The 2,192-nt window shown below is 52.3% G+C and carries 1 rRNA gene; it reads left to right on the top strand.

The features are described from left to right. Positions 1 to 79: 79 nt before the first annotated feature. Positions 80 to 2,192: ribosomal RNA gene (locus OQ477_RS20715) — 23S ribosomal RNA — on the top strand; the annotation flags it as partial.

Genomic DNA, 2,192 nt, shown 5'->3' with positions numbered 1-2,192 from the left:
TGTTCTTTGAAAACTAGATAACAGAAGTAATTCACATTCAATTAGTAATGCAAGATATCACGTAGTGATTCTTTTTAACGGTTAAGTTAGAAAGGGCGCACGGTGGATGCCTTGGCACTAGGAGCCGATGAAGGACGGGACGAACACCGATATGCTTCGGGGAGCTGTAAGCAAGCTTTGATCCGGAGATTTCCGAATGGGGAAACCCACCACTCGTAATGGAGTGGTATCCATATCTGAATACATAGGATATGAGAAGGCAGACCCGGGGAACTGAAACATCTAAGTACCCGGAGGAAGAGAAAGCAAATGCGATTCCCTGAGTAGCGGCGAGCGAAACGGGACCAGCCCAAACCAAGAGGCTTGCCTCTTGGGGTTGTAGGACACTCTGTACGGAGTTACAAAGGAACGAGGTAGATGAAGAGGTCTGGAAAGGCCCGCCATAGAAGGTAACAGCCCTGTAGTCAAAACTTCGTTCTCTCCTGAGTGGATCCTGAGTACGGCGGAACACGTGAAATTCCGTCGGAATCCGGGAGGACCATCTCCCAAGGCTAAATACTCCCTAGTGACCGATAGTGAACCAGTACCGTGAGGGAAAGGTGAAAAGCACCCCGGAAGGGGAGTGAAAGAGATCCTGAAACCGTGTGCCTACAAGTAGTCAGAGCCCGTTAACGGGTGATGGCGTGCCTTTTGTAGAATGAACCGGCGAGTTACGATCCCGTGCAAGGTTAAGCAGAAGATGCGGAGCCGCAGCGAAAGCGAGTCTGAATAGGGCGAATTGAGTACGTGGTCGTAGACCCGAAACCAGGTGATCTACCCATGTCCAGGGTGAAGTTCAGGTAACACTGAATGGAGGCCCGAACCCACGCACGTTGAAAAGTGCGGGGATGAGGTGTGGGTAGGGGTGAAATGCCAATCGAACCTGGAGATAGCTGGTTCTCTCCGAAATAGCTTTAGGGCTAGCCTCAAGGTAAGAGTCTCGGAGGTAGAGCACTGATTGGACTAGGGGCCCCTACCGGGTTACCGAATTCAGTCAAACTCCGAATGCCGATGACTTATCCTTGGGAGTCAGACTGCGAGTGATAAGATCCGTAGTCGAAAGGGAAACAGCCCAGACCGCCAGCTAAGGTCCCAAAGTATACGTTAAGTGGAAAAGGATGTGGAGTTGCTTAGACAACCAGGATGTTGGCTTAGAAGCAGCCACCATTTAAAGAGTGCGTAATAGCTCACTGGTCGAGTGACTCTGCGCCGAAAATGTACCGGGGCTAAACGTATCACCGAAGCTGCGGACTGTTCTTCGAACAGTGGTAGGAGAGCGTTCTAAGGGCTGTGAAGCAAGACCGGAAGGACTTGTGGAGCGCTTAGAAGTGAGAATGCCGGTATGAGTAGCGAAAGAGGGGTGAGAATCCCCTCCACCGAATGCCTAAGGTTTCCTGAGGAAGGCTCGTCCGCTCAGGGTTAGTCGGGACCTAAGCCGAGGCCGAAAGGCGTAGGCGATGGATAACAGGTTGATATTCCTGTACCACCTCCTCACCATTTGAGCAATGGGGGGACGCAGGAGGATAGGGTAAGCGCGGTATTGGATATCCGCGTCCAAGCAGTTAGGCTGGGAAATAGGCAAATCCGTTTCCCGTGAAGGCTGAGCTGTGATGGCGAGCGAATTATAGTAGCGAAGTTCCTGATTCCACACTGCCAAGAAAAGCCTCTAGCGAGGTGAGAGGTGCCCGTACCGCAAACCGACACAGGTAGGCGAGGAGAGAATCCTAAGGTGATCGAGAGAACTCTCGTTAAGGAACTCGGCAAAATGACCCCGTAACTTCGGGAGAAGGGGTGCTCTGTTAGGGTGCAAGCCCGAGAGAGCCGCAGTGAATAGGCCCAGGCGACTGTTTAGCAAAAACACAGGTCTCTGCGAAGCCGTAAGGCGAAGTATAGGGGCTGACGCCTGCCCGGTGCTGGAAGGTTAAGAGGAGCGCTTAGCGTAAGCGAAGGTGCGAATTGAAGCCCCAGTAAACGGCGGCCGTAACTATAACGGTCCTAAGGTAGCGAAATTCCTTGTCGGGTAAGTTCCGACCCGCACGAAAGGCGCAACGATCTGGGCACTGTCTCAACGAGAGACTCGGTGAAATTATAGTACCTGTGAAGATGCAGGTTACCCGCGACAGGACGGAAAGACCCCGTGGAGCTTTACTGCA

Source organism: Bacillus sp. ChL18 (assembly GCF_026241425.1).
GTDB classification, from domain to species: Bacteria; Bacillota; Bacilli; order Bacillales; family Bacillaceae; genus Bacillus; species Bacillus velezensis.
The sequence above is the reverse complement of the archived record's forward strand: the minus strand, read 5'-3'. Positions and strand labels throughout refer to the sequence as shown.